Here is a 26165-nt window from a genome sequence, read left to right on the forward strand (position 1 = left end):
CCGGGGCGCCGGGACGTCGCACTAGTCGTCGTCATCGTCGTCGCTGCTGCGATGACGTGGTCCGGAGTTCTGACCCTCCACCTGGAAGGTGAGCCCCGAGGTTCGAAGGAAGTCGACGAGCGGCCCCTCCGAGGCGATCCTGCCCTTCCGCTGCGCCTCGCTCAGCTCACGGCCGAGCTTGCGCAGTTCGTCGCGGGCCTTCCTGTTGTCGCCCTCCTGGAGTTTCCCGGCGAGTTTGACGATCCTCTCGCGGACCTTGCGGGCCGTCTTGGGGTCGATTTTCCCCTGAAGCTCCTGCGCGGTGACCGCCTGCCCCAGGGCCGCCAGGCGCGCCTGCCATCCGCCCGCCGCCGGCGCGGTCAGGCTGGGCGCGGGGGACGGCGCCGCGGACGCGCTCCGCGAGACGGCCGGTGTGGGCGACGCGGGCGCGGACCGCTCCGGGGGCGCCGCCGACGTGATCGCGGGTGGCACCGCCGCGGTGCCCTGTCCCGCCGGATCCGGCGAGGCCGACGCCCACAGGGCCACCAGCACCGGCAGGGCCACCACGCCCAGCAGGATCGCGACGAACATGCCGGGTGGGCTCTCCCGCAGGAACCTCGTGGCACGCCCCGCCCACGCCTGCACCGGCGAGCCGTCCTTCCCCGCGGGGACGGGAGGCACCGAGGGCAGGACGGAGGTCGGCGCCGGGGGCCCGGACGCGTGCGGCGTCCTGCGGGGCGCCGCGGCCAGGAGCCCGCGGACGACCTCTCCCCCGGTGGGCCGCGCGGCGGGATCCTTCTCCAGCAGGGCCAGGATGAGCCTCTCCAGCTCCGCCGGGATGCCGGGCCGGTAGCGGCCGGGCGGGTCCGGCCGGGCGCCGACGTGCTGGGAGATCACCTCCGTCGCCGTGCCGACGAACGGGGGCCGCCCGCAGAGCAGTTCGTAGCAGACGCAGCCGAGCGCGTACAGATCGGCGGCCGCGGCTCCGGCCTCGCCGCGGATCTGCTCGGGCGACAGGTAGGCGGCCGTGCCGATGACGGTGCCCACCGAGGTCAGCCGCATCGCGGCCTCGGTCGCGACCCTGGCCGTACCGAAGTCGACGACCTTGAGCGCACCGCCCGCGCCCAGGTGCAGGTTCGCCGGTTTGACGTCGCGGTGCACGACCCCGGCCTGGTGCGCGGCGTCCAGCCCGAGCGCGATCTGCCCCGCCAGGCGGCACGTCTCGGCCACGCTCAGCGGTCCGCGCTCGGCCAGCTCGGCGGCGAGATCCCGGCCGGTCAGCAACTCCATCACCAGGTACGGGCGGCCCTCGTGCTCGCCCATGTCGAGCACGGTCACCACATTGGGGTGGACGATGCGCGCGGCGGTCCTGGCCTCCCTGGCGAACCTCTCGCGCACCGCGGCGTCGGCCACCTGCGGTGCCAGGATCTTGACCGCCACCGGCCAGCCGGGGCGCAGGTCGTAACCGCGCCAGACCTCGCCCGTGCCGCCGCGGCCGATCAGCTCGTCCAGCCGGTACCGCCCGGCGAGCACCACGGCCGCCTCCTCCCAAACCCCCATGATCTCCCGCCATCAACTCCGAACCCGGCAATTGGCACACCACTGTAGGGGTACCTCGCCGAGGCCGCGTCCTACGAGGACCTCCGCCTCAACACGGGCAAGCCGCACACGAAGTTCTCCGACTTCCCCATGCCCGCCGGGGACGTGTCGAGATGGTGGTGGGCAGGCACGCCCCCGCCCTGGCCGGCCGTCTCGTCCGGCGCACCGTCGCCGCCCGCATCACGGCCGGTGACTTCGCAGGCGCCCCCTGAGGTCTCGCTATCCGCAGTTGCCGAAGGCCTTGCGGCCGCCGGTCGCCTCGGCGTAGTCCAGCCGGGTGTCTCGGGTGCTGCCCCAGTACGAGACGCACTTGCCACGGGCCTTCAGCTTGACCGGCCCGGCGTAGTACTTGAACTTGCCCGCGTCGGTCTTCGGCTTGCTGCCCTGCACCGTCAGGGTGGCGGTGGTGTAGGTGGCGGTCCGGTAGAAGGCGGTCTTGATGCTGACCACGCAGTTGTAACCGGTGCTGCGGTTGTACATGAGGTAGACGTAGCCGAAGGTGTCACGTCCGGACTTGAGGGGGCGGGTGCCGTCCTTCACCCGGGTGAACCCCGCCCCGCAGACACCCTCGGGAGTGTAGGGGGCGGAGGCCGCGTACGCCGTGTATGCCGGGTTGGCCGCGAGAACGCCGGCGGCCAGGGCCGCCACGGCGACGACCTTCGTAACAGATCTGATCACTTGTCTACCCTTCGACGGGGACTGCGGCCCATACCGCAGCGGATCAACCCGTCGATCTTGGCTTACTCCTCTACTTTCCGGCAATGGGCACCGGGATGAGGCCTGGCCGACAGGTCCGGCCGAGATCCGGGGAAAACCGGCCACTAGTCGATCATGTTCGTAATCTCGGAAGGCGAATTTTTCGGTCGAAATGCGGAAGAGTGCTCGCTGCAACGGCCCTTACAAGTGCGGGTACGGCTAGGCGTGCAGCGGGCCAGGGCGGTGTCGAAGTCACCACGCCTTGCTGGTCCGCGACGGCAGCGTCCTGGCGCAGTGCGCCGGTGGCCCGGATCCTCAGCGGGTAGCGGCTGTCGGCGTGCTGGGGACGTCGGCGCCATGCCCTGCGAGCTGCCGCGGGCCGCCGGCGCGTGACGGCAGCAGCACGGCGATGAGTACGGCGCCGAGCGCCACGCAGACCGCGCCTGCCGTGAGCCCGCCCGAGTAGCCCATGACGGCCAGCGCGGCCACCCCGACGGCACCGCCGACCTGCTGGACGGAGGTGAACAGGGCCGAGCCGAGACCGGCGTCCTCCTCGGTGGTGCCGTCGACCGCGGCCGTGGCCATGACGGGCAGGCTCAGGCCGTTGCCCATGCTCAGGATGAGCATGCCGGGCAGGACGTGGGCGGCGTAGGAGTCGCCCGCCGCCACGCCGGACAGCAGCAGCAGGCCGGCGATGTTGACCAGGAACGCCAGCAAGAGCGCCCAGCGCGTCCCGATCCTGAGCGAGATGCGGGAGGACAGCCACATGCCCGCCAGGATGCCGGCGCCGTAGGGCAGGTAGGCGACGCCCGCCAGGAGCGGGCTGTACCCCAGAACGGTCTGAATCTGGATCATCAGCAGGAACGACATCGCGTACATCGCCATCGAGAACAGCAGGGTCGCGCCGTTGGCGACCGCCCGCGTGCGCGAGGCCAGGAACGACCCGGGCACCAGCGGCGCCGCCGCCCGCGACTCGACCACCAGGAACGCCACCGCCAAGGCGGCGGAGAGCCCGGCTGCGCCGATGACGACCGGATCGTTCCAGCCGGTCTCTCCGGCGCGCAGCAGCCCGTACACCAGCGATACCGCGGCACCGGTGACCAGGACCGCGCCGGGGACGTCGAGGCGGCGTCGGCCAGAGGCGCGGGACTCGGGGACCAGGCGGGGGAGCGACGCCAGGGCCACGGCGACGACGGGCAGGTTGATCAGGAAGATCCCGCGCCAGGACACCAGGTCGGTCAGCGCCCCGGACAGCACCAGGCCCGAGGTTCCGCCCAGGGCCGCGATGCCGCCCCAGATGCCCAGCGCCCTGGCCCGCTCCTCCGGTCCCGGATACAGCAATGTGATCATCGACATCGCCGCCGGGCTGGCCATCGCAGAACCCGCGCCCTGCACGAACCGCCCGATCACGAGCTGCCATGGCTCCTGCGCGAGCCCGCAGGCCAGGCTGGCCATCCCGAACAACGCCACGCCGATGAGGAAGACGCGGCGGCGGCCCAGCAGATCCGCCATCCGGCCGCACAGCAGCAGCAGCCCGCCGAAGGCCAGGAAGTAGGCGTTGACGACCCAGGGCAACCCGGACGCGCTGAAGCCCAGCTCATCGCGGATGCTGGGCAGGGCCACGTTCACGACGGTGTCATCGAGCACGAGCATGAACTGGACAAGACACAACACAATCATCGGCACCCGACGACGCTATGATCCGCCGCATTTGGCCACAATCCGCGATGAGGCCAGACTATGTCGCATGGAGGACATGGGCGCGATCGTCGTCGGCCACTTCCCGCTGGCCTCGGGGGAATGGATCCCCCCGCACAGCCACACCCGCCACCAGCTTGCCTGGACCCGGCGCGGCGTCCTGAGCGTCGGCGTGGGCGAGGTGTACTGGGTCCTGCCGCCCACCAGGGCGCTGTGGCTGCCCGCGGGCGTCACCCACGCGACCGGCGCGACCCGCGACGCGGTGCTGTGCAGCCTGTACCTGGCGCCGGAGCGCTGTCCGCTGGACTGGCCCGAGCCCACGGCGGTCGGCGTCGACGGCCTGCTGGCCGAGCTGATCGGCTACCTGGCCCGCACCGACCTCACCGACGACGCGCGGCTGCGCGCCGAGGCCGTGATGCCCGACCTGCTGCGCCCGCTGCCCACCCGGCCCATCGACGTGCCGCAGCCCACCGACGAGCGGGTCCAGGTGGTGGCGGCCGCCCTGCTGGCGGACCCGGCCGACCCGCGCAGCCTGGAGGCGCACGCCCGCGCGGTAGGCGTGAGCAGACGGACGTTGACGCGGCTGTTCGTACGCGACACGGGCATGAGCTTCGACCATTGGCGTACGCAGGTACGGCTGCGCGCCGCCCTGCCGCTGCTGGCCGAGGGGCAACCGGTGTCGCGGGTGGCGCACGATGTGGGGTACGCCACGGCGAGTGCGTTCCTGGCGGCCTTCCGCCGCACGGTCGGCACCACACCCCGGCGCTACCTGCTCAGTCGTTGACGCGGAGCCGGACACCCCCGGGACGCCGGCACCCCGGCTGGGCGAGGAACCGGCCCGGCACTGCCTGACCTTCTGCGGCGCGCTCCACGCGCACCACACCAACGAGAACGGCGCGTTCACCGTCTTCGAAAAGGAGTTTCCCGAGCTCGCCCCGGTGCTCGACCGGCCCCGCCGGGAACACCACCCGGTGGCGCGGGCCCTGACGGATCTCCAGGCACTGCTCGCCGGCCTCACCTCCGGCACCGGTACGGCCGCGGACCGGCTCCGGGCGGAGCTGGAGCGGCCGGCCCGCGATCTGGAGGAGTACCTCGCCTACGAGGAGCGTCCCGTGCTGGGAGTGTGCGGCTTTCTGCCCGGCCGCGGGTCAGAACCCGGTGAGCGCGGGCATCGGATCGGACACCCCGGCACGGAAGACCCTGCCGAGAACGGCCCGTAGCCGCTCCGTCTCGACGGGGCCCAGGTTCAGCTCGACGGTCAGGACGGTCTCGGTCTCCATGTCGTCCGCCGCCTTGGGGGTGAGGTGCAGGACGAGACGCCGATCGTCGAGCACGCATGCGGTGATGCCACCCCCGGTGCCCCGCATGTCCTTGCGAGCCACCCAGTAGGACCGCTCTCCCGCCTCCTTCGTGGCGAGGAAAAGAAGGTGGTCGCCGCCGCCCTCGGCCTCCTCGTGCAGGACGGCGATGGGGCCTGCGGCCCTCTCGTCGACTTCGAGCCTGTGGACGGCCAGGTGCCCGGCCGGTGTGTAGACCAGCTCTCCGGAGATGACCGGCCTGGGCCTCGGTGACCCGTGGAAACGCCGCCGGTGCTCCTCGGGCTCGCGGATCCCCACCGGGACCGCCGTCGGGAGTGCGTCCAGCAGCCAGCCGGGAACGGTGTCGCGGGGAAACAGCGTCAGCTCTTCCAGCAGCGCGACGTCGGGGATGTCCGTACCTTCGGGGAAGGGGAACCCGTCGGCGTCCACCTGTCCCCGGTACGACCTGCTCTCCGGCGTGAAGCGCAGCTCGCAGCAGAACCAGGTGCCCTCGCCGTCGCGACGGGACAGTTCGCGGAGCCGCCGGAACGGCTCCTCCAGCCCCTGGACGCCGAGCTCCACCCCGTCACATTCCACGGTGACCCGGGAGAATCCGCCGACCTGGGCGCAGCGGACCGTGGCGCCGTTCCAGCCAGGGGGCGCGGCGGCACGGACCAGGTCGCCGATCGCCAGCCGCAGGCGGCACTCCTCGTCATACTTCGAGCGCATGGGTCATCCTTCCTTCGCCGTCAACAACCCGTGCAGGCGGCGCGCCTCACGGAGCAGGCCACTCGATCCCTTGCGCGCCGCCATGGCCTCGATCTCGGGAATCGCCCCGCGAGCGCGGCACCACGCCGCCGTGGTGGCGGCCAGCGCCACGAACTCGGTGAGCCCGTGGCGCGGTCGGCGACCGGCTTGGGGCACGAGCGACGGCAACGCCGCGGCGACGGCCGTCCACACCTCCTCATGGGCACCCTGGCGGGACGCCGACTCCAGGGCCGCCGTCAAGTGGAGGAGCTTCACCTGGTCGTATCCGACCAGCGCCGCCGCCTGCCTGCCGAGTTCGGCGGCCGGCAGGTCGCCGCGGCCCGCCATCGCCAGCAGGACGTCGACGGCTTCCGGCATGTCCGGGTTTCCCAGCACATGGGCAAGGACGAGCGAGACGGCGACCCCCGGCGGCCCGTCGAGCCCGGCGAGCCTGCGGAGATGGTCCGGTCCTACCGCCGGGCCGCGCCACTGATCGCGCAGGAGCTGACCTGACAGGTGGGCGGCGGCCACCTCTCGGTGGGACGGGAACATCGACGGCCACCAGGACAGATGAACCCCGTCACCGTGCCGCGGAGAGGCGGCGAACACCCGGTCGACGAGCGGCAGCCCGGTGGCCGGCGCGTGCAGCGACGGGACGAGCTTCACCTCGGTGGAGTAGGCCGGCGCGCTGCGGGACCAGCGCACCTCCACCACCGGATCCGCGAGCCGGGCCCCGGACAGCCGGCGGGCGACCAGGCGACCGGCCGGCGAGGAGAGCCGACCGGCGCGTTCGGCCGCGTTCGGATCCCGCTCTCTGGGCAGCCGGAGGAGTGCCTGCTGCAGGTCCGCGGCCAGCGGCTTCACCCCGGCGGCCTCGATGACCTCCAGCCTCGTCACCAGCTCGGCCGCCGCCACGTGCCCGGTCGTGAGGGTGGGGGTGGACAGCAGCAACGGCGGGACGACGTCCTCCTCGACGGCCATCTGGATCTCGGCCGCCCGGTGCAGCAGAAGCAGGTGCGGCGGGCAGAGAGGGCGGGTGTCGGGGAGTTTCCGCTTCCAGGCACCCCGCATCGGTGCGATGCCGCTGAGGGAGCACATGGCGCCGATCAGCCAGTGGTCGACCTGGTTCCAACGATCGACCCGGTTCCAGGGATATCCTTCTCCGTACAGGTGCTCATACCTGCCGACCAGGTGGGGCTTGAGCTCGGCGGCCGTACCCTCGCGATCCCGGTACACGAGGGCGACGAAGCCGGCCAGCAGCCGCTCCCACTCCTGCCAGTCATCGGAACCGTTCAGCAGGGGCACCATCTCCGCCACGGAACCGATCGGATCAGGCATCCGCCGCGGAGCGTCGGGCTGCGGGAGCGGGGACGGGGCGAGCCCGTCCCGTGGGTCGGACTCGGCCGGCTCCTCGCCGCCGAAGACCGCGAAGGCACGCCGCCCGAGGTCGGGCGGGAGCGTGCCGAGCGCGTCGCGGATGACGTCCCGGCCCTCGTCGTCCATCCGGCTCGCGTGCTTGATCGCGAGCGTCACCGCCCTGTCCTGCAGTTCGGTGGAGTCCGCGGCGAACACCAGCGCCAGCGGTCCGGCGATCGAGGTCGCCAGCTCGGGCGAGAGCCGTACCCGCTGGTCCAGCCAGGTGAGCCCGGCGCGGACGAGCTTGCGCTCGGGCCTGAAGAGCACCGACTCCCACCCCTCCACCAGGTCGAAGGGGTCGAGCCCGTCCAGCCCGCGCAGATGCCGCAGCGCCAGCTCGGCGACCGGCCCCGGCGCCGCGGGCAGCAGCCGCAGGTAGTCGCGGGCGTGCGGCTCGATCTCGTGCGGCGCCGGATCCAGGGCCTCGTGCAGGCGGACGAAGAACCGCAGCTCTGCCGCCGAACCCCCCAGCAGGAACCGCCTGACGCACCCCTGGAGCAGCATCGGCCGTCTCGCCCCGTCCTTGGCGGCCAGGGTACGCAGGGCGCCCAGCAACGACCGGGCCGGATCGCTCTCCCACTGCAGGGCCCGCCCCACCCCCTGAACCTCGAAGACGCGGGGAAGCATGGCGTCGAAGAGCGGATCCTTTCGCAGAGCGGGCAGACCGCCGACGGTGCTCGCCCATCCGACGACCAGCGGATCGTGGGCCGGCACCTCGATCCCGGTCGCACGCAGCAGGGCGAGTGCCAGCGGCAGCCCACGGTCCTCCCCCGTCCGGAGCCTCAGCACGAGCCGTCCGGCCAGGTCGGCCCGCCACTCCGCCGGCCGGGCCGCGAGAATCGCCATGATCCGCTCGGTGTCCCCGTACGGCGAGCCCCAGCGGGAGGTGAAATCCCGGCGGTTCAGCCAGGTCGCCACGGCGGCCGCCCCGGTGAGCACCCCGGCCCCGGCGGCGCGGAGCACCTCGGCGTAGTCGTCGAGCCCCTCCCAGGATTCGCGTCGGCCGCGCAGCGTCTTCAGGTATCCCGGAAGAAGGCCGGCGACCTCCTTACGCGCCGCCTCGTCCAACTCGACGATCCGGACCGCGACGGCGTGGGCGTCCCGGCGGTCGATGAGTCCGCGGATCTCCTCCCAGGCGGTCATGCGCCGGCCTCTTCGCGGCTGGTGATCCGAGGGAGTTCGCCGGGCGCGGGGACCTTCGTCCCGGCAGTCGACAGAGCAGCCTGCTGCTGCGAACTGAACATGCCGGGAACGGTAGTGATCTACTCCGACAATTCGGCCGCGGGTCCGTTACCGGGCCGTGGCGGAACCGGTCTGCAGTCGTCTCCCCGTGCGTCGCCAGCGGGTGAGCCCGCCGTCCAGCGGGCGCGCCGGAAAGCCGTGGTCGCGGAGCAGGCGCACGGCCTCCGGGGAGACCACGCAGTAGGGGCCGCCGCAGTAGGCCACGATCTCCATGCCCCTGGGCAGCTCGTCGAGACGGTCCCGCAGCTCGGCCAGGGGAATCGACACCGACCCCGGCACATGGCCGCGGGCGTGCTCGGCGGCCGAGCGGACGTCGACGATCACGATGCCGGGGTCGTCGAGACGTCCGGCGAGCTCGTCGGCGGTCACCGCCTCCAGGACCGCGACCTCGCCGAGATGCTCGGACACCGCCTCCCGCAGATCGGCGAGCCTTTCCGCGGCGAAGTCCTGCAGCTCGCCCAGGAAGCGCGAGACCCGCTCGTCGGCCAGCCGGTAGTAGACCCGGGTACCCGCCTTGCGGCTCGTCACCAGGTGAGCCGCGCGGAGTTGCTGCAGCTGGGCCGAGGTGTTCTTCAGCGGGATGTCCGCCTCCTCGGACAGCTGCTCGACGGTGCGCTCTCCCTGGTCGAGCACGTCGAGCAGCCTCAGCCGCACCGGACTGGCCAGTGTCCTGCCGATCCGGGCCAGCTGCCGGTAGATCGGTTCCTCGGGAAACTCCGCCATGACCGTCAGACCATGTACTGGTCGTGGCGGAGGTACACGTCCGTCCACTCCGCGTCGCTGAGCCGGCGCCCACTGGTCGCGATCTCGGCGAGCTCCTCGAAGTAACCCTCGCGGGGTGCCCCCGGCGCGAAGAGCAGCAGCATCGAGGCCGGTTCGCCGGACTCGTTGCGGAAAGCATGCACCCCGCCCTCCGGGACGTACAGGAAGTCTCCCGCCGTCGCGTCGGTCCAGGTCTTCCCGTTGAACAGCCGCACGGTCCCGGAGAGCACGAAGAAGGACTCGGAGATCGTCCGGTGGAAGTGCGGGTCCGGGCCGGACGGCTTCGCTCCCATGTCCCAGCGGTACAGACCGAACTGCCCGTTCGTCGAGGCGCCGGTGCCCAGATAGCGCACCTCCGTCCCGCCTTCGCCTATCACCAGGTCCGGCCCCGCGCTCGCCGGCCGGAAGAACCCACTGCTCTCGCCCGCCTCGCCCAGGTAACGAGGCTCCGGGTACGACATCGCGTCCTCCAGTTGATCCATTGCAGCTTATATTCTAAAGAACTATAGAGTATGGGAAGGTGCAAAGACCCCGCCGCGACGGTCCCGGTGAACGGTCAGCGAAGGAGCAGGTTGAGCAGGACCGTCAAAAGGACGGAGAGCAGCACGGAGACGAGGATCATGGTCAGGCACCCGGCCCAGCCGCCCAGGATCCTGATCTCCGTCTTCCCGATGCGCATGCCCTCGTGCTACCCGGCGACGACCGGGGAAACCCGGTCCCTCGCCTCGCAGCCGATGCTCGCCGGCGCACGCGAGGCCGGAGACATTCTCCCGGAACGGGGGTGCTCGATGTCGATTCGGCCCGGCGCCGTTCGTGTAATGGGTAGGACGCCGACGGTGGCGTCGCACTCGCCCAGGAGGACCCGATGAAGCAGTACCTGCTCAGCGTCTACCAGCCCGACGGAGAGGCTCCCCCGCCCGAGACGCTGGAGCCGATCATGCGGGACGTCGACGCCCTGGACCGGGAGATGAGGGCCGCCGGCGTCTGGGTCTTCTCCGCCGGTCTGCACCCGGCGAGCACGGCGACCGTGCTGCGGGTCAAGGACAACGAGGTGCTGATGACCGACGGGCCCTTCGCGGAGGGCAAGGAGCACCTCGGCGGGTTCACCGTCGTCAGGGCGCCCGACCTCGACTCCGCGCTCGAATGGGGCCGGAAACTCGCCCGCGCGACCACCCTCCCGGTCGAGGTACGGCCGTTCCAGGGTGAGGTGACAGGCTGATGCCATGCCCCGGCCGAGAGCCCGAGGCCGCCTGGGGCCGGCCCCGTTCTCCCCGGCCGGCGCGGATCCGTGCTTCCCGCGGAAAGCCGCGCAGGGCGAGGTGACGGTCTGATGCCACGTCACCCGGCGGAGATCGCGAAGTCCGGGACGCCGAGGCCGCCTGAGGCCGGCCTCGGCGTCCCGGGCCGGTGAGATGGGGAGCCTCGCACCGATGCCCGGCAGGCCGGCCCTTCCTCCCTCGGAGATCGCACGCGTGTTCGCCGAGGAGTACGGCCGCGCGGTGGCGGTCCTGGTCCGCGTCTTCGGTGACATCGACATCGCCGAGGAGGCGGTCCAGGACGCCTTCACCATCGCGGTGCAACGCTGGCCGTCGGCCGGACCGCCACCGAGCCCGGCGGGATGGATCATCACCACCGCACGGAACCGAGCCGTCGACCGGCTGCGCCGCGAGGCCTCCCGCGAGGACCGGCAGGCCCAGGCCGCCCTGCTGCACGCCCGCGACGGCCGACAAGAGGAGGGACCCGTGCGCGACGACCGGCTACGCCTGATCTTCACCTGCTGCCACCCCGCGCTCGCCCCCGCCGCCCGGGTCGCGCTGACGCTGCGACTCCTGGGCGGGCTCGGCACTGCGGAGATCGCGCGTGCCTTCCTGGTGCCCGAGACGACCATGGCCCAGCGGCTGGTCCGGGCCAAGGGCAAGATCCGCGACGCGCGGATCCCCTACCGGGTCCCTCGCGACGCCGACCTCCCCGACCGGCTCCGGGCCGTACTGGCGGTCGTCTACCTCATCTTCAACGAGGGCTACACGGCGAGTACGGGCGAGCGTCTGGTCCGCGAGGACCTCTGCACCGAGGCCATCCGGCTCGGCCGGCTGCTGGCCGACCTGATGCCCGACGAACCGGAGGTCATGGGACTGCTCGCGCTCATGCTGCTCGTCGAGTCGCGCCGGTGCAGCCGCACCGGCCCCGGCGGCGAGCCGGTGCTCCTGGCCGACCAGGACCGCGGCCGGTGGGATCGCGACCTCATCGCCGAAGGCCAGGCCATCGTCCGGCGCTGCCTGCGGCGCGACCGGCCGGGTCCCTACCAGATCCAGGCGGCGATCAACGCGGTCCACAGCGACGCGCCGGTCCCGGCCGCCACGGACTGGTGGCAGATCCTGCGGCTGTACGACCAGTTGCTGGCGCTCACCCCGAGCCCGGTCGTGGCGCTCAACCGCGCGGTCGCGGTGGCCGAGGTCGAGGGTCCCGACGCGGCGCTCATCCTCGTCGACGGCCTCGACCTGGACGGCTACCATCTACTCCACGCCGTCCGCGCCGACCTGCTCCGCCGCCTGGGGCGCACCGCCGAGGCGGCGTCGGCCTACCAGGCGGCGATCGCCCGCACCGAGAACACGGCCGTACGCGACTTCCTGCGGCGCAGCCATCGGGCGCTCACCGGAGCCGGATGACGGATGGCTGCTACTGGATTCCACATGCGGACAAAGTGCTTTTATCCGCCTTTGTGGGAGCGGTACCATCAGGCACGCCAAGGATGATCCACAAGCTGCTCGGAAGTCAGCCTGACCGGCGTCACCTGCTGGACGCGGATCGCACTCGACGTCTGGTGACGAGTCCGTCCCGTACGAGAAGGAGAATCCCATGAGCCGGCCGGTCGTTCTGCCCGCCTTCCCCGCTCCGCTGCGCTGGTTGAACCAGCCGGTCGGATGGAGCGTCGACGGGGACGACGCGCTGGCCATCGAGGCGGGCCCGAACACCGACCTGTTCACCGACCCCGGCGGCCCCGACCGCTTCGCCAACGCCCCCGCCCTGGTCGGGCGGCTGGACGGGGACTTCACGCTGAGCGCCCGGGTCAGGGTCGACCTGCTGACCACCTACGACGCCGGGGTCCTGGTGCTGCACGCCGACGAGCGCACCTGGGCGAAGTTCTGCCTGGAGATGTCCCCGCAGGGCAGGCCCACGATCGTCTCGGTGGTGACCCGCGGGGTGTCCGACGACTGCAACTCCTTCACCGCCGAGGGCGACGACCTGCGGCTGCGGATCTCCCGGATCGGCTCCGCCTTCGCCTTCCATGTCTCCACCGGCACCGACTTCTGGCATCTCACCAGATACTTCGCGCTCGACGGAGACCCCGAGGTCGGCTTCCTCGCCCAGTCACCGACCGGCCAGGGCTGCACCGTCCGTTTCGAGGACATCCGCTACTCGGCGACACGCCTCTCCGACCTGCGCGACGGCGAGTGAGCCCGGCCGGGTGAACGGCGCCTATCCCCGCATCCCGAACAGGAACCGGGTCACCCGCGTGCGGCGCACCAGCAGGTCGTAGGCGGCCACGGTCAGCACCAGCGAGGCCGTGACGATCACGAGGTACTTGACCACGATCGGCGCGTGCCAGCCGACCACGCCGTACGCGACCGCGACGACGATCGGCTGGTGCAGGACGTACAGCGGCAACGCGGCGGTGGCCAGATAGCCGTACAGCCGCCGGCCCCGGCCGGCCGGCGTGTCCCGCGCGGCGGCCGATGCCCCGCGACGACGGTCGAGAAGTCCCAGGATCGCGACCAGCCAGCACCACCCCGCCATGCCGTACAGGGTGCGGACACCGATCGAGAGGGCGGTCAGGTCCGTGAAGGGGTCGCCTCCGGGAGTGTTGCCCGCGATCAGGAAACCCGGCATGCCGATCAGGAACAGGGTCAGGCCGAGCACTCCGGCCGGCACCGCGTCCCGGCGCATCGCCGCCCGGAACCGCTCGTCGGCGGCGAGCACGAACCCGTACAGGAAGAACAGCAGGTAGGCCCAGCGGTTCCAGCCGGCGTACGCCTCCTCCAGGCCCAGCAGCGCGCTGATCATCGCGATCGGGACACCGGCCAGTAGCACCGCTCCGCGCCGCCGCACCGCCGTGGCCAGCCGGTCGCGGATCCGGCGGCCGAGGTCGCGGGGGAACCAGCGGACCAGCGGCGCCAGCAGCAGCGCGAACGCGAGCAGCATCACCACGAACCACAGGTGTCCGGACTCGAAGTGCTCGCCCTGTACGACGAAGGGAAACTCCGCCAGGTCCAGGCGTACGTCGAAGAAGCGCGGCAGGAACCGCAGGTACGACTCGTGATAGTCAGGGTCGGCCCGCAGCCGCAGCCACTGCGGCACCGGGATGATGGTGAGCGTCGCGAACACCAGCGGCACGCCGAGCCGCAGCAGCCGTTCCACGGCGAATCCGGCGGGATCGCGCCGGCGCAGCGAGTGCCACGAGCCGAGACCGGCGATGAGGAAGAGCATCGGCATCGCCCACACCACGCCGAGACCGGCGGCGATCGTGGTCGCGTCGGTGGTCTCTGCGTTCTTCACGTAGTAGTCGTCGCGGGTGTCGAACACCAGCGCCGAGTGGAAGAACACCAGCCCGACCACCACCAGGGTGCGGATCGCGTCCAACTCCGGCCGCCGCCCCGGTCGCGCGGCCTCGAATGGTTCGATGTGTGTCGTCGCCATCCCACCTCCGCGGCTCCGCGTACCCGGATCAGTCTCGTGCCTGCACTCCTTCCCGCGCTACCGGGATGCGGGCCGGAGAGCGAACAAATCCACCCGGTCCTCCCAGGGCGTGTCAGACCGGACGGCCCGCTGACATGAATCTGTGCCACGGCTGACATGCGTGCCGGTCAGGGTGCGTGGGGTCAAGACCACCACTCAAGACCACCACTCAGGACCACCACTGTGGAGGACATCATGACCCTTGCCTTCGAGGCGGAGGGACTGGTCAAGCGCTACCGGAAGACGACCGCGCTCGCCGGGATCGACCTGGCCGCCCGGCAGGGCACGGTTCTCGGGGTGCTCGGGCCGAACGGCGCGGGCAAAACCACGGCCGTTCGCATCCTGGCCACGCTGCTGAGACCCGACGAAGGACACGCCACGGTCGGCGGGCTCGACGTCGTACGGCACGCCGCCCGGGTACGCCGCCTGATCGGGCTGACCGGGCAGTACGCGTCGGTCGACGACGACCTCACCGGTATGGAGAACCTCGTGCTGATCGGGGAGCTGCTCGACCTGCGCCGAAGCGAGGCGAAGGCCAGGGCGACGGAGCTGCTGGCGAGTTTCGGGCTCGCCGAGGCCGGCGGGCGGGCGGCCAAGACGTACTCGGGCGGCATGCGGCGCCGCCTCGACCTGGCCGCCGGTCTCGTCGGCCGTCCCGCCGTCCTCTATCTCGACGAGCCGACGACCGGTCTGGACCCGGCCAAGCGGGACGACGTGTGGAACATCATCCGCTCGCTGGCCGGCGACGGGGTCACCGTGCTGCTGACCACCCAGTACCTGGAGGAGGCCGACGCCCTGGCCGACGACATCTCGGTCATCGACCACGGACGGGTCATCGCGCACGGCACCCCGGCCGAGCTCAAGCACGTCGTGGGCGGGCAGACGATCCTCGTCCGGCCCGCGGACCCGGCCCGGCTGGCGGACGCCGCCGCGCTCGTCGGCGCGGTGGTCGGCCGCACCCCCGAATCACCCGGCCAGGGCGTGATCACCGTTCCCGTCGAGAGCGACACCGCGTTCACCGAGATCGTACGGCGGCTCGACCAGGAGCGGATCTCGGTCACCGAGCTCAGCCTCCGGCTGCCCAGCCTGGACGAGGTCTTCTTCACGCTCACCGGACGCCACGCCGAGGAGAAGGACGCGGCATGACCCTCACCGTGGAACGCGCGCAGGCACCGGCCCCCGTCCAGACCCGGCCCTTCGGGCTGGTACGGCACAGTCTCGCGCTCGGCAGAAGAAGCCTCGTCAAGACCCTGCGCACCCCCGAGCAACTGCTCGACGTGACGCTGCAGCCGATCGTCTTCGTACTGGTGTACGTCTATCTGCTCGGCGGGGCGGTGGCCGGTTCCACCCACGAGTACCTGCAGTTCCTGCTTCCCGCCATCATGGTGCAGACGCTGATGTTCGGCGGGATGGCCACCGGGGTGAACCTCAACACCGACATCGGCAAGGGGGTCTTCGACCGGTTCCGCAGCCTGCCGATCGGCCGATCCGCGCCGCTGATCGGCTCGGTGCTCGGCGACCTGATCCGCTATCTGGTGGCCGTCGTCTCCCTGTTCGGCTGCGGCTTCCTGCTGGGGTTCCGGATCCAGACCGACCCGCTGTCGGTGCTGGCCGCCTGCCTGCTCACCATCTTCTTCGCGTTCAGTCTGAGCTGGGCGTTCGTCCTGATCGGGATGCTCATGCGCAACCCGGGCGGGGTGCAGGGGACGGCCTTCATAGTGCTGTTCCCGCTGACCTTCGGCACCAGCATGATCACGCCGAAGGAGACCCTCCCCGGCTGGCTGCAGACCTGGGTGGAGATCAATCCGGTCGCGCACGCGATGGACGCCTCGCGCGCCCTGATGCTGGGCGGGCCGGCGACGGGTCCGGTGATGTGGACGCTGCTGTCCTCGGCGCTCTTCCTGGCGGTGTTCGCGCCGCTGGCGGTCCGCGCCTACCGCCGCCGTACCTGATCGAGCGCGGCGGCGCGGTCGAGTGCCATGCCCCGCGCGTGGGCGGCGTCGTAGGCGGCGCCACCCAGCTCGTCTCTGAGCCGCCGGGTCAGCCCGGCGATCTCGAGGTTGAACCGGTCGGGGGCGCCGCGGAGCCGCTCGGCGGCGCCGAGGGTCTCCGCCGCCCCTGCCAGGTCGCCCCGGTGGGCGCGCAGGGCCGCCGCGGCGACGCCGACGCGGGCCAGGATCGGCATGTCCCTCCCCTCGACCGCCCGGTCGATCGCCTCCGCGAGCCGCCGTTCCGCGGTCACCAGGTCACGACGGTCCACCGCCAGATGGACCATCGCCTGCAGGATCAGCGCGTGGAACTGCGGGGCGACGAGCACGATGCCCGCTATGCCGGTCGCCGCCGCCTCGTAGTGCCGCTCCGCCCCGTCCAGATCGCCCGCGCGACGGTCGAGGTCCCCCAGTGCGAGCCAGGCGAACGCGATGTTCCGCTGTGACCACAGCCTCTCGGTGGGTTCCGTCATCGCCAGGAGCTCGGCGCGTGCCCTGTCCACGTCGCCCTGCTGCGCCCGCGCGCCGGCGAGCGTGATCCGCTGATGCGCGGCGTCGTCGTCGGGGTTGAGCTCGCCCAGCAGCCGGATGGACTCCTCCAGCGCCTCGACGGCCTCGTCGAAGTCGCCGAAGACCAGGTGGGCCTCCGCCAGCGAGCTCAGCACCTGGGCGAGCCCCCAGCGGTCCCCCAGGTCGCGGAACCCGGCGGCGGCGGCGAGCAGGTCGCGGCGCGCTCCCACCTGGTCGCCCTCGTTCTCCAGGAGGGCCGCCCTGATCCTGAAGAGCATCGCCCGGGTCCACGGGTTGGGGTGCGACAGCCGCCGCCCGACGGCGGACACGCCCAGGACGGCGTCGTCGGTGAAGATCGCGAGGACTGGTTCGAGCAGGGCGAGGAACGGGTTCTCGGTGTCGGGACCGACGGTGGCGGCCAGCGACCGGAGCCGCTCGACGGTGTCCCGCAGGTCCTCATGCTCACCGGAGAGCATCTTGTTGATCATGTGGAGGGCGGTGGCGACCGACCGGTGCTCCGGGGACACCTCGCCGGGAACGTCGAGGGCGAGACGGAGCCAGCCCGCGGCCTCGGCGTAGTTGTCGCGGATCATCCAGAAGACGCTCAGCGCGGCGGCCAGCCGTACCGCCGTGTCGGCGTCGCCCGCGTCGACGGCGAAGTGCAGGGCCGCGAGCAGGTTGTCGCGCTCGGCATCCAGCACGGCCAGCCAGACCAGCTGCCGTTCCTCGCGCAGACAGGGTTCGGCCGTCTCGGCGAGGTCCAGGAAGTAGGCTGCGTGCGCGGCCCTGACCTGGGCGACCTCTCCGCTCTCCGCCAGCCGCTCCAGCCCGTACTCGCGGATCGTCTCCAGCATGCGGTAGCGCGGCTGCGGCGCCTCGACCACCTGCAGCAGCGACCTGTCCACCAGCGCGCCGAGCAGGTCCAGGGCCGTACCCGGCTCCGCGCACACCCGCTCGGCCGCCTCCACCGAGATCCCGCCGGGAAACACCGCGAGCCGCTCCGCGAACCGGCGCTCGTCGTCGTCGAGCAGGTCCCAGCTCCAGGCGACGACCGCGCGCAACGTCCGATGGCGGGGCAACGCGGTGCGGCTGCCGCCGGTCAGCAGCCGGAACCGGTCGCCAAGGCGCCCGGCCACCTGCGGCGCGGTCAGGGAACGCATCCGCGCGGCGGCCAGCTCGATCGCCAGCGGTAGCCCGTCCAGCCGACGGCAGATCTCCACCACCGCCGCGACGTTCTCCCCGGTGACCGCGAAGCCGGGCCGTACCGCGGCGGCCCGGTCGGCGAGCAGCCGTACCGCCGGGCTGGTCACGGCCTCCTGTGCCGAGGCGTCCGGCTCGGGCAGTCCGAGCGGGGCGACCGGAGACAGGACCTCGCCGAGTATCCCGAGGGGCTCCCTGCTGGTGGCGAGCACCCGCAGCCTCGGGCACCTCCCCAGGAGGTCCTCGACCAGGTGGGCCGCGGCCTCGACCAGGTGCTCGCAGTTGTCCAGCACGATCACCGTCTCGGCGCGCGAGAGCGCCTCGACCAGGCGGCTCATCGTGTCCCTGGGCGTGCTCTGGGCGTCGAAGGAGCCCGTCTCCCTGACACCCAGCACGCCGAACACCGCCTGGGGTAGGTCGGCCGGATCGGTCACCGCCGCGAGCTCCACCAGCCAGACACCACCCGGCCGCCGCTCGGCGATCCTTCCGGCGACGGTGGTCGCGAGCCGGGTCTTGCCCGCCCCGCCGGGACCGACCAGCGTGACCAGCCGTCCTTCCTCCAGCAACGCGCCGACCCGCCGCACCTCGGCCGCCCGGCCGACGAAGCTGGTCAGCGCGGTCCGCAGGTTGCCGTTCGGCGGGCGAACGGGCTCCGCCGGGCTCTCCTGAAGCAGCGCCAGGTGAATCTCCCGCAGCTCAGGTCCCGGGTCGGCCCCCAGCTCGTCCGCCAGATGGAGCCGGATCCTCTCGTAGCCGACCAGCGCCTCGGCCTGACGCCCCTGGGCGTGCAACGCCCGCAGCAGCAGTCCCTGCAGCCGCTCCCTCAGCGGGTGACGGGCCGCGGGCTCGGAGAGCTCGGTCACCAGGTGGGCATGGCGCCCGGACGCCAGTTCCGCCTCGGCGCGATCCTCGAGCGCGGCCAGGCGCGCCTCGTCCAGCCCGGCCGCGTACGCCGTGGCGAAGGAGGCTCCGGCGGCGTCCGCCAGGGCGGGACCTCGCCAGAGCGCGAGCGCCTCAAAGAGCAGGGGGGCGGCGGCGGCCGGATCCCCGCCGTTCAGCGCGCGCCTTCCCGCTCGTGCCAGCCGCTCGAACCGGTGCGCGTCGACCGCGTCCGGCGGCAGGTCGAGCCGGTAGCCGCCGGGAGCCGACCGCAGCACCGACGCGTCCGGCAGGGCACGGCGCAGCCTGGCGATCAGCGACCGCACCGCGTTGGCGCGGTCGGCCGGCTGTCCCTCCGGCCAGAGCGCGTCCGACAACTCGTCGGCCGTGACGACCCTCCCCGCCCCCACGGCCAGCCGGATCAGCAGCACGCGGAGCCGGACGCCCCCGATCTCGACGCTCTCACCGCCCGCCGTCACCTCCAGCGGGCCCAGAATGCCCACACGCATGAAGCCAACTGTCCCACGCCACGGGGGCGCGGCCCCGCCCGGCTGGGAACACGTCACCCCTGACCGCGTCGCGCGACGGCGGTGGGACCGGTCCTGCGGCGGCCGGTTGGGCTGACCACCTGTGCTCGCCCTGCCGGATCCCGAGGTTGTAGGACCACACTCGGGCGCCCTCGATGACCTCGTCCACCAATACGGTCGGCCATTACAGCCTCGGTATCCCTACGGATGGAGTCACATCCTTGGGCCAGCCACTACCGCCAGCTGGAGGAGCCGCGTCCAAGGACAGGCGGGCCCGTCTGAGATCTTCCGGAGTGTCCACGGCCATGCCGTCGTCCTCAACGAACAGGACCCTGACCTCCATGGAGTGTTCGAGGAAGCGGAGCATCTCGACACCCTCGGCCTGTTCGAGCACGCCCTGGGGCAGTGCGCGAAATCTCTCCAGGGCCGCGACAGTGAACCCGTACAGGCCCAGTTGCCGGACGTAAACGGGACGCGAGTCGCGAGGGTACGGAATGGGCTGCCGGGAGAACATCAGAGCACCGCCGTCAGCACGGGTGACGACCTTGACCACGTTGTGGTCGAGTACGGCGGCGGCCTCCCGCAGCGGGGCACAGGCGTTGACTGCGGCGACCGGCGGATCAGAAAGCGCGAGAGCGTGAGAAACCGCGTCGATCGCGGCCGGAGAGACGAACGGCTCGTCGCCTTGGACGTTGATGTAGCCATCGGCCTTCACATAGCGGAGGCATTCGGCGACCCGATCGGTGCCGGTGGGATGGTCTCCGGTCAGCAGGCAGGCCATGTCGAGCCGGCGGCATTCTTCTTGAATGCGCGGATCATCGGTGGCGATGAAGGTTTCCACGATGCGTTCGGCCTGCTGGCAGCGCTGGTAGACGTGCCACATCAGGGGCTTGTCTCCCAAGAGTGCGAGCGGCTTGCCGGGGAACCGGGTTGAGCCGTACCGGCAGGGGATCACGGCGACGTGGTGCGGGACGGTGCCTCCCGATAAGGACATGAGTACGACTCCTGAACGAAGAGGGTCTACGAGAGCAGGAGCATCGCGAGCTTCGCCGCGACGCCGGGTGAGGAGCAGTCGACGGACTCCACCCAGCGGTAGCCGCCAACCTCCTCGGATTGCAGAGTGATGTCGACATCGCGTCGGCCGGTAGTCCGGAACGCGAAGCGGAAGTCGAAGTGCGGATGCTCAGGTTCGGCTTTGGCAGGGTTGGCGGGGATGGTGTGGATGTCGATGTCCAGCGGCATCCCGTCCATGGTGAGGTCACGGCTGATCGCGTCTACGGGGATGCCGGTCTCTTCGGTGAGTTCACGGAGCGCCGCGGCCGGGAGGTCGGCATCGGTGCTCTCCAGGTGGCCGCCGGGCAGGAGGAGCCGATCCAGGGCGTTGTGGTGGATGTGCAGGACCTGCCCGCACCGGTCGATGAGTACAGCGCTGCAGGTCACGTGGCCGGTGAAGGTACCTCGGCTGGCAAGGTGACCGGGCGCGATCAGAGCTTCGGTCAGTGGGATGAGAGCTCCGCGCTCGTCCGGGTGGCGTGCGAGATAGGCGTCGAGAGCGGCGCGGATGTGGTCATGGCTGATGGACATGTGGGTCACCTCTTGAAGTAGTCGAGCCAGATCTCCGCGATGACCTGACGCGCGTCGATGGTGAGTTCATGCAGGCCGGGGGCATGGTCGTCACTGGTCAGGAGGGCGGTGACGGCGAGTATCTCGGCCTGCACGAGGTGAATGTAGGGGCCGACCGTCGCGCCGTGCAGGAAGTTGACGGCGTTGCCGTCGGCCAGGACGTAGAAGTAGTGGCCGGTGGTGGAGTACCGGGTGACATGGGGGCCGACCTCGGCGCGACGGTAGAGGGGCGTGAGGGCGGTCAGTTCGAGTTCGTCCTCGGAAGAGGTGACCGAGGCGATGTAGGCGCCGTTCGGAAGCGCGGTGAAGTCCTCGTGCCTCAGGGCGAGGTTTCCGGTGGCGCACACGATGAGCCCGCACCCGCGGATGGCCTCGGCACGGGTGACCGGCACGTGGAAGCCGTGGGAGCGAGCCTGGACCCGCTTGACCGGGTCGTCGTCGTAGACGGTGACCCGGACGTTCTTGGCATGGAGCATCCGGGCGATGGAGCCACCCAGCTTGCCGTACCCGATGACGCAGGCGTCGAGGCTGCCGAGGATGTCGCCGCGGGAGCGAATCAGGGCCTCGGTGGAGAACACGATCGAGTGGCCGACCAGATGGTCTTCAGGTTCCTTGAGCGGAGAACGGGCCACGGAGTAGACGGGGCAGGGCAGCTTTTCGAGCGCTAGATAGCGCTGCAGACCGTTCTCCGTGTCCTCGACGACACCACGGATCCGGCCGGAGAACTGCGCGCAGGCCACCTCCAGACTGGCGGCGAAGTAGCCGCCGATGTCGAGCAGCAGCAGGTCCTGACCGGCGGCGGTCTCCTCCAGGTAGTTCAGCGCGGTGGCGGGATCGGCGAATCGGGTCCGGCTGAGCGGATCGAGCGTGAAGTGCTTGCGGGCCTCGGCTGCGGCCGACTCGAAGATGGACCTGGGCTTGGGCAGAACGGCCGCCACGCGGGTCAACCGGGCCATCGCGTGAAGGAAGGCCGGACGTTCAGCGAGCAGGTGCGTAATGATCACGGAGGAGACCGGCTCGGGGTCGGGGAAGCGCTCGGTGACGCGCCGGAAGAAGGCATCCAACCGTGCTTTCTCGAAGCTCTCCACAAGGAATTCCCTTGGTAGTCGGGCGGCATGTGCTCAGGCGGCGGCGTGCTGGTGGGAGGCGAGCCAGTCCAGTTGCGCGGCCATGCCGGTGATCAGGTCGATGTGGGGGTGCCAGCTCAGCAGGCGTCGCGCGGTGCGGGGGTCGGCGTGCGTGGCGGGGACGTCGCCGTTGCGGGTGCTGGCCGTCTCGACCAGAACCGGCTCCCCGGTGAGCCGACGAGCGATGTCGATGACCTCGTTCAGGGAGGTGGTGGTGCCTCCGCCAACGTTGATCACACTGTTGCCGGCAGGGGCCGTTGCGGCGGCGATGGTCGCGGCGACGACGTCGGTGACGTAGGTGAAGTCACGGCGCTGGTTGCCGTCGCCGAATAGCCGTACGACCCGGCCCTCCAGGGCCGCGGTGAGGACGCGGTGGATGAACATGTCCTCGCGCTGGCGCGGCCCGAAGACGGTGAAGTAGCGCAGCGCCACGACGCTGGTGGCGCAGTCGGGACGGGCGGCGTGTGCAAGGCAGAGCTGTTCCTCGGCGAGTTTGGTGACCGCGTACGGCGAGGCGGGCCGTGGATGGTCGGTCTCCCTGCTCGGAGTTCCGCCGGTGGCTCCGTAGACGCTGGAGGAGGAGGCGACGACGAGCCGCGGGACACGGAGCCGGGTGGCGGCTTCCATGATCCGCTGGGTGGCGAGGATGTTGCAGGCGACGTAGTCGCCGAACTGTGGCCCCCAGGAAGGCCGCACGCCGGGGATGCCGGCGAGGTGGAACACCGCGTCCGCGTCGAGTAGGAGGGGTTCGACGGCGCAGGTGAGCAGGTCCGCGGTGATGGAGATGAATCCCGGCTGGTCATGCAGGACGGCCAGGTTCGCGGCGGCGATGTGGTCGGCTCCGGCATCTCGGCGATCCACCCCGATCACAGTCACGCCGTACTGGAGCAGGGCCAGTGCCAGATGGGAGCCGATGAATCCGGCGGTGCCGGTGACGACGGCTCGGCGCGGCCTTCCCAGGGATGCGCCGGAAAGCGGTGTTCCCAGGTGTTCGTCGGAAAGTGGGGATAGGGCCTCGGACATGAGGAGGTCTCCTGCTGGATGGATGACGTGGTCAGATGAGCTGGTCGAGCAGCGTGCGGCCGTGTACGGCGAGTTGGGGATCGCCGCTCTCATGTCCGCGGACCAGCGCGGTGAGCGCCTCGATGACGCCGAACCGGATGAGTAGATCGCGCTCGGTCTCGTCCGGTGGCCGACCGTAGCCATCGAAGAACGTCTCGCGGAGGTGGGGGTTCAACCGCCAGTGGCGGTGTTCCAGCCGGGCGAAGTCCCGGACGCGGGCATCGAGCCGCGCATGCTCGAAGTCGAGCACGCGCACGACCCCATCCGAGCCGACGAGCCAGTTCCTGGGCTGATAGTCCAGGTGACAGATCGCGCCGTCCATAACCGCGATGGCCAAGGCATCGGCGTGGGCGAGCAGCGTACGCCGCTCGCCCACGCTGATCAGCCCGGCGGTGTGTGCGCGTCCGGTCCACCAGCGGGTCCGCCCTGCCAGATAGGCGGGGATGGCATCTCCGGACTCCGCTGGCACGACCTGATGAAGAGCACGGAGGGTGGTCCCGGCGGAGTGATAGGCGTCCCGCTCCGCCTGTGAGCAGGGAGGAAGGTCGACGGCGCTCTGCCCGGAGAGCAGGGTCAATAAGAGAGAGCGGGTGACTGGATCCGCCGCGACCATTTTCGGGGCACGGTCACCCAGGTGAGGGACCACAGTGATATAGGCATGTGCCTCCTGCCGGAAGCGACCGGCGTCAGTGTGCCGCTTGACCACATGGAGGACGTCACGGGCGTCGACGAGCGCCAGCAGGTGCGATGGCAGCCCGGGCATGGGCACGGAACTGATCGGGCCGAGGGCCTGGCGGGCGAAGGTGAGGCGCGGGTCCTCGACAGCGATCACAGCGCTACCAGGTGTGCGGTGTCGTTGTGGCGGTCGAGCATCCAACGGCGCCGGCCCAGCCTGTTGAGATGGAGCTGCCAACAGGTCAGCGATCCGTGGTCGACGGTGAACCCGGCCTCGGCCCTGGGAGGGAGGCCGAGCAGGAGGGTATGTGCGGCAAGTACGGTCTCACCGTGCGCGGCGAACAGGACGCGCTCACCGTCGTGGCGTTCGACCAGGCTGGCCAGGAACGCTCCGGCCCGCCGCAGGTAGCCGTTCCATGTATCGGATCCGATGGCCCATGGCCGGTCGGGATGGGCATGCGGACCTCCGCCGAAGCCGGTTTTCACCTCGTGCCAGGGCTGGCCATCTGCGTCCCCGTGGATCGGCCCGTCCAGGCCGGGCTCGATGATCAGCGGCAGGTTCAGGGCCGCGGCGTAGATCTCTCCGGTCTGACGGAGCCGGAGCCGGGTCCCGGCGTAGAGCGCGGTGATGGGCGCGTCGATGTGCTCGGTGGCGATCCGCCGCACGGCCAGAGTCGCCTGGCGCCGCCCCAGCTCGGTCAGACCGGTGCAGGTGCGCGGGCCACCGACCAGACCCGCGACGTTACAACGGGCCTGCCCGTGCCGGGTGAAAACCAGCTCGGTGACGATCATGCGTGTCCTTCCTGTTCGATGACGAGACGCACCTGCGGCCAGGAGTGCCGGTAACCACCTCGTCCCAGGTAGGGAGCGGTGAGGATGCGGTGCAGCTCGGCGTGGCCGAGGAGCTGCGTCATGCTGGTGCCTCCCAGCCGGGCGTCGTGTCTGGTTGCTGCCTGGTTGTAGCCGGCGAGCGCATGCTGGATGGCCGTCAGCTGGAGCGGGCCGTACGTCATGGCCAGGGTGACGACGAGCTTGGCGAGGTCGTAGCCGAACGGGGCGAGGGTGAGGTCGTCGACGTCGACGATGATCGGGATGCCCTGCTCGGTGATGAGGATGTTGCGCGGGTTGGTGTCCTTGTAGAACGCCGCCGGTCCGATGGCGACGGCGTGCAGGAGCCTTTTCGCGGCGGCCAGGTCTTCGTCGTCAGCCAGATGATGAGTACGGCGCCGGGCGTCGAGTGCGGCGAGGCGGGGAGCGAGGAAGTCCGCCATCGCGTGATTTGCGGGTAGCGGGTGAGGAACGCCCAGGTGTGCCCGATGCAGGTCACTCACCCAGGCGGCCCCGTGCGCGTCTCCCAGAAGGGCTGCGAGCATCGGCAGGTCCCGCACACCCGGGTGACGGCCGTGAATATAGGTGAAGTCGATTGACGTCATTCCGACCGCTTCGATACCGGGTTGCCGGAACGGCAGGGCGTGCTCGGCCAACCAGGCATGGTGCCGTACCGCCTGCGCGCGCTCCTCCTCGGTGCTGTAGACCTTGGTGAAGACCGGCGTGTTCATCGCTCACCTCTCGGCTTCCGGGCCAGCAGGTAGGTGACGACCGAGGTGGTGCTCACCGGCTCGTCCGGCAGGCGGGTGCGCAGCGCGGAGGCGATGGCTGTGGGGTCGCCACGCAACTCTGCAGGAAGTTGGTACTTCGGGCTGGTGGCCAGGTATTCGGCGACGTGCCCCAGGTCGGTGAAGGTGAAGCCATGCTCTTCGTGTTCGAAGTACTCGATGGGCAGCACCGGTTCGGTCAGGTCGGCCAGGTTGCCGCTGTGTACCGCCGCGTACAGGCTTTCCCGGTACGACGCGTCTGTATCGAGCCCGGCATCGGCGACGAGGATGTCCAGGTCGTGGTAGCTGTCAGCGGACTTGGTGACCAGGATGGCGATGCCGCCCGAAGTGAGAGCGCGGGCGATCTCCGCGATCACCGCCTCCGGCCGGGGTGCGTGGTAGAGGCAGAACGCGGCGACGGCCACGGTGCACGCGCCCGTCGGTACGGGCAGGTGATGGAAGTCCGCCTGGACGAAGGACACCGCGCTGTCCGTGACGCCGAGGCGGGCGCGGGCGTCGTCGAGCATCGCCGCTGAGGCGTCGATACCAATGAGCCGTCTCGGTCGTAGGCGCTCGGCCAGGACGCGGCTGCTGGTCCCGCGCCCGCATCCGACGTCGATCACCAGCGGTACCTCGGGGGCAGGTAGATGCGCGGCAGCCAGGTCGGCGATGACCTCGGCGACCGCCCGGCCCCGGGTCTTGGCACGGTGCAGGGCCGAGGTGCGAGCGGCCAGTCGGGAGGCGTGCCGGTACAGCTCCTCTTGCGCTGTCGCGTTGAGAAAGGGATTGGTGGAGGCGGTCATCGGCT

At 71.0% G+C, this 26165-nt stretch carries 25 protein-coding genes; 7 read left to right on the forward strand and 18 right to left on the reverse strand.

What is annotated here, in order from left to right; translation table 11 throughout:
• Positions 1 to 21: 21 nt before the first annotated feature.
• The 3 genes from ABT061_RS11010 to ABT061_RS11020 form a co-directional block, all read right to left on the reverse strand.
• On the reverse strand, positions 22 to 1539 hold the full coding sequence (locus ABT061_RS11010; protein ID WP_350915138.1) for a serine/threonine-protein kinase: 1518 nt from the start codon (positions 1537 to 1539) through the stop codon (positions 22 to 24).
• Positions 1540 to 1797: 258 nt separating this feature from the next.
• Positions 1798 to 2256: a hypothetical protein gene (locus tag ABT061_RS11015; RefSeq protein ID WP_350915140.1), complete on the reverse strand. Its 459-nt coding sequence runs from the start codon at positions 2254 to 2256 to the stop codon at positions 1798 to 1800.
• Between the two features lie 333 nt (positions 2257 to 2589).
• Entirely contained in the window at positions 2590 to 3954 is a 1365-nt protein-coding gene (locus tag ABT061_RS11020; RefSeq protein WP_350915563.1) for a DHA2 family efflux MFS transporter permease subunit, read from the reverse strand.
• Positions 3955 to 4021: 67 nt separating this feature from the next.
• On the opposite strand from ABT061_RS11020, the gene ABT061_RS11025 reads away from it, so the two are divergent.
• Both ABT061_RS11025 and ABT061_RS11030 read left to right on the forward strand, forming a co-directional pair.
• On the forward strand, positions 4022 to 4756 hold the full coding sequence (locus ABT061_RS11025; protein WP_350915142.1) for an AraC family transcriptional regulator: 735 nt from the start codon (positions 4022 to 4024) through the stop codon (positions 4754 to 4756).
• A complete protein-coding gene (locus ABT061_RS11030) occupies positions 4689 to 5192 on the forward strand; it encodes a hemerythrin domain-containing protein (RefSeq protein WP_350915144.1) in 504 nt (167 codons plus the stop codon). The genes ABT061_RS11025 and ABT061_RS11030 overlap by 68 nt, the downstream gene beginning before the upstream one ends.
• Here the strand turns inward: ABT061_RS11030 and ABT061_RS11035 are convergent.
• The 5 genes from ABT061_RS11035 to ABT061_RS11055 all read right to left on the reverse strand — a co-directional run bounded on the left by ABT061_RS11035 (position 5121) and on the right by ABT061_RS11055 (position 10116).
• A complete protein-coding gene (locus tag ABT061_RS11035; RefSeq protein ID WP_350915146.1) occupies positions 5121 to 5999 on the reverse strand; it encodes an Imm10 family immunity protein in 879 nt (292 codons plus the stop codon). The two genes, ABT061_RS11030 and ABT061_RS11035, sit on opposite strands and share 72 nt — an antisense overlap.
• A gap of 3 nt (positions 6000 to 6002) precedes the next feature.
• Positions 6003 to 8576: a DUF7824 domain-containing protein gene (locus ABT061_RS11040; protein WP_350915148.1), complete on the reverse strand. Its 2574-nt coding sequence runs from the start codon at positions 8574 to 8576 to the stop codon at positions 6003 to 6005.
• Between the two features lie 147 nt (positions 8577 to 8723).
• Positions 8724 to 9398, reverse strand: a complete 675-nt coding sequence (locus ABT061_RS11045) for an ArsR/SmtB family transcription factor (RefSeq protein WP_350915150.1) — start codon at positions 9396 to 9398, stop codon at positions 8724 to 8726.
• A gap of 5 nt (positions 9399 to 9403) precedes the next feature.
• Positions 9404 to 9919 carry a cupin domain-containing protein gene (locus ABT061_RS11050; protein WP_350915152.1) on the reverse strand — a complete coding sequence of 172 codons (516 nt, stop codon included), beginning with the start codon at positions 9917 to 9919 and terminating at the stop codon, positions 9404 to 9406.
• 74 nt (positions 9920 to 9993) lie between these two features.
• Positions 9994 to 10116 (reverse strand): hypothetical protein, encoded by a 123-nt coding sequence (locus tag ABT061_RS11055; protein ID WP_350915154.1) that lies wholly within the window; start codon positions 10114 to 10116, stop codon positions 9994 to 9996.
• Positions 10117 to 10302: 186 nt separating this feature from the next.
• On the opposite strand from ABT061_RS11055, the gene ABT061_RS11060 reads away from it, so the two are divergent.
• From ABT061_RS11060 to ABT061_RS11070, 3 genes are all read left to right on the forward strand, one after another.
• On the forward strand, positions 10303 to 10656 hold the full coding sequence (locus ABT061_RS11060) for a YciI family protein (protein WP_350915156.1): 354 nt from the start codon (positions 10303 to 10305) through the stop codon (positions 10654 to 10656).
• Between the two features lie 211 nt (positions 10657 to 10867).
• Positions 10868 to 12103, forward strand: a complete 1236-nt coding sequence (locus tag ABT061_RS11065; protein WP_350915158.1) for an RNA polymerase sigma factor — start codon at positions 10868 to 10870, stop codon at positions 12101 to 12103.
• A gap of 190 nt (positions 12104 to 12293) precedes the next feature.
• Complete coding sequence (locus ABT061_RS11070) at positions 12294 to 12893, forward strand: DUF1349 domain-containing protein (RefSeq protein ID WP_350915160.1); 600 nt, start codon at positions 12294 to 12296, stop codon at positions 12891 to 12893.
• 21 nt (positions 12894 to 12914) lie between these two features.
• On the opposite strand, the gene ABT061_RS11075 is transcribed toward ABT061_RS11070, so the two are convergent.
• Complete coding sequence (locus ABT061_RS11075; protein WP_350915162.1) at positions 12915 to 14132, reverse strand: acyltransferase family protein; 1218 nt, start codon at positions 14130 to 14132, stop codon at positions 12915 to 12917.
• A gap of 234 nt (positions 14133 to 14366) precedes the next feature.
• Here ABT061_RS11075 and ABT061_RS11080 point away from each other — a divergent pair, with 234 nt between their 5' ends.
• Together ABT061_RS11080 and ABT061_RS11085 are read left to right on the forward strand one after the other, a co-directional pair.
• On the forward strand, positions 14367 to 15317 hold the full coding sequence (locus tag ABT061_RS11080; RefSeq protein ID WP_350915164.1) for an ATP-binding cassette domain-containing protein: 951 nt from the start codon (positions 14367 to 14369) through the stop codon (positions 15315 to 15317).
• Positions 15314 to 16123, forward strand: coding sequence for an ABC transporter permease (locus ABT061_RS11085; protein WP_350915166.1), 810 nt, complete (start codon positions 15314 to 15316; stop codon positions 16121 to 16123). The genes ABT061_RS11080 and ABT061_RS11085 overlap by 4 nt, the downstream gene beginning before the upstream one ends.
• Here the strand turns inward: ABT061_RS11085 and ABT061_RS11090 are convergent.
• The 9 genes from ABT061_RS11090 to ABT061_RS11130 all read right to left on the reverse strand — a co-directional run bounded on the left by ABT061_RS11090 (position 16105) and on the right by ABT061_RS11130 (position 26160).
• Positions 16105 to 19257: an ATP-binding protein gene (locus tag ABT061_RS11090; RefSeq protein ID WP_350915168.1), complete on the reverse strand. Its 3153-nt coding sequence runs from the start codon at positions 19255 to 19257 to the stop codon at positions 16105 to 16107. The genes ABT061_RS11085 and ABT061_RS11090 overlap by 19 nt on opposite strands.
• A 202-nt stretch (positions 19258 to 19459) precedes the next feature.
• Positions 19460 to 20269 (reverse strand): 3-deoxy-manno-octulosonate cytidylyltransferase, encoded by an 810-nt coding sequence (locus tag ABT061_RS11095; protein WP_350915171.1) that lies wholly within the window; start codon positions 20267 to 20269, stop codon positions 19460 to 19462.
• Between the two features lie 26 nt (positions 20270 to 20295).
• Positions 20296 to 20859, reverse strand: coding sequence for an NUDIX hydrolase (locus ABT061_RS11100; protein WP_350915174.1), 564 nt, complete (start codon positions 20857 to 20859; stop codon positions 20296 to 20298).
• 5 nt (positions 20860 to 20864) lie between these two features.
• Positions 20865 to 21986 (reverse strand): adenosylhomocysteinase, encoded by a 1122-nt coding sequence (locus ABT061_RS11105; protein ID WP_350915176.1) that lies wholly within the window; start codon positions 21984 to 21986, stop codon positions 20865 to 20867.
• 33 nt (positions 21987 to 22019) lie between these two features.
• Positions 22020 to 23048, reverse strand: coding sequence for an NAD-dependent epimerase/dehydratase family protein (locus ABT061_RS11110; RefSeq protein WP_350915178.1), 1029 nt, complete (start codon positions 23046 to 23048; stop codon positions 22020 to 22022).
• Positions 23049 to 23079: 31 nt separating this feature from the next.
• A complete protein-coding gene (locus tag ABT061_RS11115; protein WP_350915180.1) occupies positions 23080 to 23919 on the reverse strand; it encodes a phosphotransferase in 840 nt (279 codons plus the stop codon).
• Complete coding sequence (locus tag ABT061_RS11120; protein WP_350915182.1) at positions 23916 to 24554, reverse strand: histidine phosphatase family protein; 639 nt, start codon at positions 24552 to 24554, stop codon at positions 23916 to 23918. Before ABT061_RS11120 ends, ABT061_RS11115 begins: the two co-directional genes overlap by 4 nt.
• Complete coding sequence (locus ABT061_RS11125) at positions 24551 to 25321, reverse strand: phosphotransferase (protein WP_350915184.1); 771 nt, start codon at positions 25319 to 25321, stop codon at positions 24551 to 24553. The genes ABT061_RS11120 and ABT061_RS11125 overlap by 4 nt, the downstream gene beginning before the upstream one ends.
• Entirely contained in the window at positions 25318 to 26160 is an 843-nt protein-coding gene (locus ABT061_RS11130; protein WP_350915186.1) for a class I SAM-dependent methyltransferase, read from the reverse strand. The genes ABT061_RS11125 and ABT061_RS11130 overlap by 4 nt, the downstream gene beginning before the upstream one ends.
• Positions 26161 to 26165: the final 5 nt, after the last annotated feature.

Source organism: Streptosporangium sp. NPDC002544 (assembly GCF_040295965.1).
GTDB lineage: Bacteria > Actinomycetota > Actinomycetes > Streptosporangiales > Streptosporangiaceae > Streptosporangium.

Coding starts and splice junctions, on each gene's coding strand:
- ABT061_RS11010 (WP_350915138.1), bottom strand. CDS start 1,539: ATGGGGGTTTGGGAGGAGGCGGCCGTGGTGCTCGCCGGGCGGTACCGG.
- ABT061_RS11020 (WP_350915563.1), bottom strand. CDS start 3,954: ATGATTGTGTTGTGTCTTGTCCAGTTCATGCTCGTGCTCGATGACACC.
- ABT061_RS11025 (WP_350915142.1), top strand. CDS start 4,022: ATGGAGGACATGGGCGCGATCGTCGTCGGCCACTTCCCGCTGGCCTCG.
- ABT061_RS11035 (WP_350915146.1), bottom strand. CDS start 5,999: ATGCGCTCGAAGTATGACGAGGAGTGCCGCCTGCGGCTGGCGATCGGC.
- ABT061_RS11040 (WP_350915148.1), bottom strand. CDS start 8,576: ATGACCGCCTGGGAGGAGATCCGCGGACTCATCGACCGCCGGGACGCC.
- ABT061_RS11045 (WP_350915150.1), bottom strand. CDS start 9,398: ATGGCGGAGTTTCCCGAGGAACCGATCTACCGGCAGCTGGCCCGGATC.
- ABT061_RS11050 (WP_350915152.1), bottom strand. CDS start 9,919: ATGGATCAACTGGAGGACGCGATGTCGTACCCGGAGCCTCGTTACCTG.
- ABT061_RS11055 (WP_350915154.1), bottom strand. CDS start 10,116: ATGCGCATCGGGAAGACGGAGATCAGGATCCTGGGCGGCTGGGCCGGG.
- ABT061_RS11060 (WP_350915156.1), top strand. CDS start 10,303: ATGAAGCAGTACCTGCTCAGCGTCTACCAGCCCGACGGAGAGGCTCCC.
- ABT061_RS11065 (WP_350915158.1), top strand. CDS start 10,868: ATGCCCGGCAGGCCGGCCCTTCCTCCCTCGGAGATCGCACGCGTGTTC.
- ABT061_RS11070 (WP_350915160.1), top strand. CDS start 12,294: ATGAGCCGGCCGGTCGTTCTGCCCGCCTTCCCCGCTCCGCTGCGCTGG.
- ABT061_RS11075 (WP_350915162.1), bottom strand. CDS start 14,132: ATGGCGACGACACACATCGAACCATTCGAGGCCGCGCGACCGGGGCGG.
- ABT061_RS11080 (WP_350915164.1), top strand. CDS start 14,367: ATGACCCTTGCCTTCGAGGCGGAGGGACTGGTCAAGCGCTACCGGAAG.
- ABT061_RS11085 (WP_350915166.1), top strand. CDS start 15,314: ATGACCCTCACCGTGGAACGCGCGCAGGCACCGGCCCCCGTCCAGACC.
- ABT061_RS11090 (WP_350915168.1), bottom strand. CDS start 19,257: ATGCGTGTGGGCATTCTGGGCCCGCTGGAGGTGACGGCGGGCGGTGAG.
- ABT061_RS11095 (WP_350915171.1), bottom strand. CDS start 20,269: ATGTCCTTATCGGGAGGCACCGTCCCGCACCACGTCGCCGTGATCCCC.
- ABT061_RS11100 (WP_350915174.1), bottom strand. CDS start 20,859: ATGTCCATCAGCCATGACCACATCCGCGCCGCTCTCGACGCCTATCTC.
- ABT061_RS11110 (WP_350915178.1), bottom strand. CDS start 23,048: ATGTCCGAGGCCCTATCCCCACTTTCCGACGAACACCTGGGAACACCG.
- ABT061_RS11120 (WP_350915182.1), bottom strand. CDS start 24,554: ATGATCGTCACCGAGCTGGTTTTCACCCGGCACGGGCAGGCCCGTTGT.
- ABT061_RS11125 (WP_350915184.1), bottom strand. CDS start 25,321: ATGAACACGCCGGTCTTCACCAAGGTCTACAGCACCGAGGAGGAGCGC.
- ABT061_RS11130 (WP_350915186.1), bottom strand. CDS start 26,160: ATGACCGCCTCCACCAATCCCTTTCTCAACGCGACAGCGCAAGAGGAG.